Below are 5,029 nucleotides of genomic sequence, written 5' to 3'. Positions count from 1 at the left end.
GGCTGGACGGCTTCCCACCTGGAGTTTCCCTTCGCGCCGACGCCTGTTGGGGCGACCACCTCGAAACGCGCGGGGACTCATGCCGACAGGCTCGACCAGCGGTGGTCGAGCCTGTCGAGACCGGACAGGCGCTCTACTTCGCCGATCCTCGCGTCAGAGGGACGCCAGGGCCTCGTTGAACGTCTTGCTCGGCCGCATCACCGCGGTCGCCTTGGTCTCGTCCGGGCGGTAGTAGCCGCCGATGTCGGCCGGCTTGCCCTGGACCGCGAGCAGCTCGTCGACGATCGCCTGCTCGCCCGCGGCCAGCGCCTCGGCGAGGGGCTTGAACGTGGCGGCCAGCTCGGCGTCGTCGGACTGCGTGGCCAGCTCCTGCGCCCAGTACAGGGCGAGGTAGAAGTGCGAGCCGCGGTTGTCGATCGTGCCGAGCTTGCGGCCCGGGGACCGGTCCTCGCCCAGGAACGTCTCGGTGGCACGGTCGAGCGTGTCGGCCAGGACCTGGGCCCGGGCGTTGCCCTCGCTGGTCGCGAGGTGCTCGAAGGACGCGGCCAGCGCGAAGAACTCACCGAGCGAGTCCCAGCGCAGGTAGTCCTCCTCGACGAGCTGCTGCACGTGCTTCGGCGCGGAGCCGCCGGCGCCCGTCTCGAACAGGCCGCCACCGTTCATCAGCGGCACGATCGACAGCATCTTCGCCGACGTGCCGACCTCGAGGATCGGGAACAGGTCCGTGTTGTAGTCGCGCAGCACGTTGCCGGTCACCGAGATGGTGTCCAGCCCCTTGCGGATGCGGGCCAGCGAGTACGCCGTCGCCTCCGCCGGCTCCATGATGAGGATCTCGAGACCCTCGGTGTCGTGCTCCGGCAGGTACTGCTCGATCTTCTTGATCAGGTTGGCGTCGTGCGCGCGGCGCGAGTTCAGCCAGAACACCGCCGGGGTGGCGGAGGCGCGGGCGCGGGTGACGGCCAGCTTGATCCAGTCGCGGATCGGGGCGTCCTTGGTCTGGCAGGCGCGCCAGATGTCGCCCGCGTGCACCGCGTGCTCCATGACGACGTCGCCCGCGGAGCTCACGATCCGGACGGTGCCGTCCGCGGCGATCTCGAACGTCTTGTCGTGGGAGCCGTACTCCTCGGCGGCCTGCGCCATGAGGCCCACGTTCGGGACCGAGCCCATCGTGGCCGGGTCGAGGGCGCCGTTGGCGCGGCAGTCGTCGATGACGGTCTGGTAGATGCCGGCGTACGAGGAGTCGGGGATCACCGCGAGGGTGTCGGCCTCCTCGCCGTCGGGCCCCCACATGTGGCCGCCGATGCGGACCATGGCGGGCATCGACGCGTCGACGATGACGTCCGACGGGACGTGCAGGTTGGTGATGCCCTTGTCAGAGTTCACCATGGCCATCTTCGGGCCGTCGGCCAGCGCGGCGTCGAACGCGGCGCGGATCTCAGCGCCGTTCGGCAGCGCGGCGAGGCCGGCGAAGATGCCGCCCAGGCCGTCGTTCGCCGACAGGCCGGCGGCCGCCAGGTCCTGCCCGTACTTCTCGAAGACCGGCTTGAAGAAGGCCTTTACCACGTGGCCGAAGATGATCGGGTCCGAGACCTTCATCATCGTCGCCTTGAGGTGCACCGAGAACAGGATGCCCTCGGCCTTGGCCCGCTCGATCGACTCGGCGAGGAACGCGTCCAGCGCGGCGGCGTCGAGGAACGTGCCGTCCACGACCTCGCCCGCCAGGACCGGCAGCGACTCCTTGAGCACGGTCACCGTGCCGTCCGTGGCCACGTGCTCGATGCGCAGGGTGTCGTCGGCCTCCAGGACCACGGACTTCTCGTTGGCGAAGAAGTCGTGCTGCCCCATGGTCGCGACGTTCGTCTTCGACTCCGGCGTCCACGCACCCATCCGGTGCGGGTGCGCCTTCGCGTAGTTCTTGACCGATGCCGGCGCGCGGCGGTCGGAGTTGCCCTGGCGCAGCACCGGGTTCACGGCGGAGCCCATGACGCGGCCGTAGCGCTCGCGCGCGTCCTTCTCGGCGTCGGTCTCGACGCTCTCCGGGAAGTCCGGCAGGTCGTAGCCCAGGCCCTGCAGCTCCGCGATGGCGGCCTTGAGCTGCGGCAGCGATGCCGAGACGTTGGGCAGCTTGATGATGTTCGCCGACGGGTCGTGCGCCAGCTCGCCGAGCTCGGCGAGGTCGTCCGCCTGGCGCTGCTCGTCCGTGAGCCGCTCCGGGAACTGCGCGATGATGCGGCCGGCGAGCGAGATGTCACGCGTCTCGACGTCCACACCGGCCTTCGCCGCGTACGCCGAGACGATCGGCAGGAACGAGTACGTCGCCAGGAGCGGGGCTTCGTCCGTATGGGTATAGATGATCTTGGACATGGGTGTGGCTGACTCCCCGGGTTATTGGAATGTGCCGATCTCTCGACATCAAGATACCTGAGCCGACCCCGCAGCCCGGAATCGCGAGACGCACCTCACGCCGCACGTTCCCGTGGGTCGAGCTTGTCGAGACCTGGGCGGGTCTCGACAAGCTCGACCAACGGGAGCGTCCCCGGCCCGACGCGAACATCTGGCACGTCGAGGTGGGGGTCAGATCAAGCCCAGGGCGCGGACGGCGTCGCGCTCCTCCGACAGCTCCGCGACGCTCGCGTCGATCCGGGCGCGGGAGAAGTCGTCGATCTCGAGGCCCTCGACGATCTTCCACTCGCCGCTGCCGTCCGACGTCACGGGGAACGAGGACACGAGCCCCTCCGGGACCCCGTACTCGCCGGAGGACCACAGGCCCGCCGACGTCCAGTCGCCCTCGGGCGTGCCGAGCGTCCAGTCGCGCACGTGCGCGATGGCCGCGTTCGCCGCGGACGCCGCCGACGACGCCCCCCGCGCCTGGATGATCGCCGCGCCGCGCTTGGCGACGGTCGGGATGAAGTCGTCGGTGAGCCAGGCCGTGTCCGCCGCGATCTCGGCGCCGGGGCGCCCGCCGACCTCCGCGCGGAACAGGTCCGGGTACTGCGAGGCGGAGTGGTTGCCCCAGATGGTGAGCTTCTTGATGTCGGCGACGGGGACGCCGGTCTTGGTCGCGACCTGGGACAGCGCGCGGTTGTGGTCCAGACGGGTCATCGCGGTGAAGCGCGTGGCCGGCACGTCGGGGGCGTTCGAGGCCGCGATGAGCGCGTTGGTGTTGGCGGGGTTGCCGACCACGAGCACGCGGACGTCGTCGGCGGCGCCGTCGTTGATGGCGCGGCCCTGCGGGCCGAAGATCCCGCCGTTGGCCTCCAGCAGGTCGGCGCGCTCCATCCCGGCGCCGCGCGGACGGGCGCCGACGAGGAGCGCCACGTTGACGCCGTCGAAGGCCTTGCCCGGGTCGTCGAAGATCTCGACGCCGGCCAGGTTCGGGAAGGCGCAGTCGTCGAGCTCCATGGCGGTGCCCTCGGCGGCCGAGACGGCCTGCGGGATCTCGAGGAGGCGGAGCCGTACTGGCGTGTCCGCGCCGAGCATCTCGCCCGCGGCTATGCGGAAGAGGAGCGCGTACCCGATCTGGCCAGCGGCTCCGGTGACGGTGACATTCACGGGTTCAGTCATGGCCCCACTCTTGCATCCACGGGCCCACCTCGCCCAGCCCTCGGCCAACATCCGCACCTCACGGAAGGCCGTCGAAGACCCGGCGCAGAGAATGCGGCCCCGGCGAGCGCGAGTACCGTGAAGAAAATACCTGCGTGCATTCAGGTTTTGCTCAGCCGGGTAATGGCAGGATGTGCGCGACATCACGCACGCCGCCATGACGCGCACCGGATGGTGCGCCACCGAAAGGATCAGACTTCATGTCCCAGGACCTCGCCGCGACCAGCGGCGTCACCGAGGTCGAGGAGCGCTCTGCGAGCCTGCTCTCCCGTCTGCTCGCCGAGACCTTCGGCACGTTCCTGCTCACGCTCGTGAGCGTGGGGATTCTCGTCTACAGCCCGCTGAACAGCGCCGGCGCACTCGGCGTCGCGCTCGGCGGGGGCTTCGCCTACATCGCGGGTGCCGCGGCCGTCGGCCGCGTCTCCGGCGCGCACTTCAACCCGGCGATCTCGCTGGGCGCCTGGCTCGGCGGGCGCATCTCCGTCAGCAGCATGTTCAGCTACTGGGGCGCGCAGCTCGTCGGCGCGATCCTCGCCGCCGCGGTGCTCTTCGTGACCTTCCCCCGGGGACTCATCACCCTGCTCCAGGGTCAGAACCCGGAGATCAAGGGCGTCTCGGACGTCTTCGACTCGGCCGTGAACGGCTTCGCGGAGAACTCGCCGATCTCGGTGCAGACGCAGGGCGGGGCGCAGTTCGACTGGCTGCCCGCGCTGCTGGTCGAGGTCATCATCTCCGCCGTGCTCGTGGGCGTGTACCTGGGCGTCAACGACCGGCGCAGCCGTATCGGCTACGCCCCGGTCGCCGTCGGTAGCGCCATCACCGCGCTGACCCTCATTTCCTTCTTCGCCACCAACACCGGCATGAACCCGGCCCGCTCGACGGCCGCCGCGCTCTTCGCGAACGACTGGGGTGGCGACGGCTCCGGCCGCCAGCTCTGGCTGTTCTGGGTCGCGCCGCTCATCGGTGCCGCCCTGGCCGCGCTGTTCTACCGCGCGTTCGCCTCGGCGGAGCCGGAGGAGCTCGACGAGCTCGAGGTCGAGGAGGACGAGGACGACGAGCTCGTCGAGGCGAAGGTCGTCGAGACCGAGGTTGTCGAGGAGGTGGTCGTCGAGGAGAAGGAGCTCGTGACCGCGCAGTCCGCCCCCAAGGCCGAGGCCACGGAGGAGCCGGCCGCGGCCGAGAAGGCCGAGCCCGAGCCCGAGAAGAAGGCCGACGACAAGGCCTGATCTCCGCACCTGCACCACGCCGGGGCCGCACCTCCGATACGGGAGGTGCGGCCCCGCCGTCGTGCGAGCGCGGATGGTCGGCAGAACGTCAGGTGGTCGGTAGTCCGAACTACCGACCACCTGAAGTTGAGCCGAAGACTCGTCCGGTCCGGGGTGCTCTGCTTCCGGGGCCGTGGTCGACGACGCTACGAACGCGCCCC

3 protein-coding genes are annotated in these 5,029 nt (G+C 70.1%); 1 reads left to right on the top strand and 2 read right to left on the bottom strand.

Annotated features, from left to right (window positions below; all coding sequences use genetic code 11):
- Positions 1–153 precede the first annotated feature (153 nt).
- Positions 154–2,364 (bottom strand): NADP-dependent isocitrate dehydrogenase, encoded by a 2,211-nt coding sequence (locus ACFT2C_RS28910; RefSeq protein WP_377210553.1) that lies wholly within the window; start codon positions 2,362–2,364, stop codon positions 154–156.
- Positions 2,365–2,574: 210 nt separating this feature from the next.
- Positions 2,575–3,564, bottom strand: a complete 990-nt coding sequence (locus ACFT2C_RS28905; protein WP_377210552.1) for a malate dehydrogenase — start codon at positions 3,562–3,564, stop codon at positions 2,575–2,577.
- A gap of 239 nt (positions 3,565–3,803) precedes the next feature.
- Between ACFT2C_RS28905 and ACFT2C_RS28900 the strand changes: the two genes are divergently transcribed.
- Positions 3,804–4,829 (top strand): MIP/aquaporin family protein, encoded by a 1,026-nt coding sequence (locus tag ACFT2C_RS28900; protein ID WP_377210551.1) that lies wholly within the window; start codon positions 3,804–3,806, stop codon positions 4,827–4,829.
- Positions 4,830–5,029 lie beyond the last annotated feature (200 nt).

The organism is Promicromonospora sp. NPDC057138 (genome assembly GCF_042670845.1).
Lineage (GTDB): Bacteria > Actinomycetota > Actinomycetes > Actinomycetales > Cellulomonadaceae > Promicromonospora.
Note: the sequence above shows the minus strand (reverse complement) of the source record. Positions and strands in the feature narration are given on the sequence as shown.

Excerpts from the sequence above, each read along its gene's own strand:
- ACFT2C_RS28910 (WP_377210553.1), bottom strand. The coding sequence starts at position 2,364 with ATGTCCAAGATCATCTATACCCATACGGACGAAGCCCCGCTCCTGGCG.
- ACFT2C_RS28905 (WP_377210552.1), bottom strand. The coding sequence starts at position 3,564 with ATGACTGAACCCGTGAATGTCACCGTCACCGGAGCCGCTGGCCAGATC.
- ACFT2C_RS28900 (WP_377210551.1), top strand. The coding sequence starts at position 3,804 with ATGTCCCAGGACCTCGCCGCGACCAGCGGCGTCACCGAGGTCGAGGAG.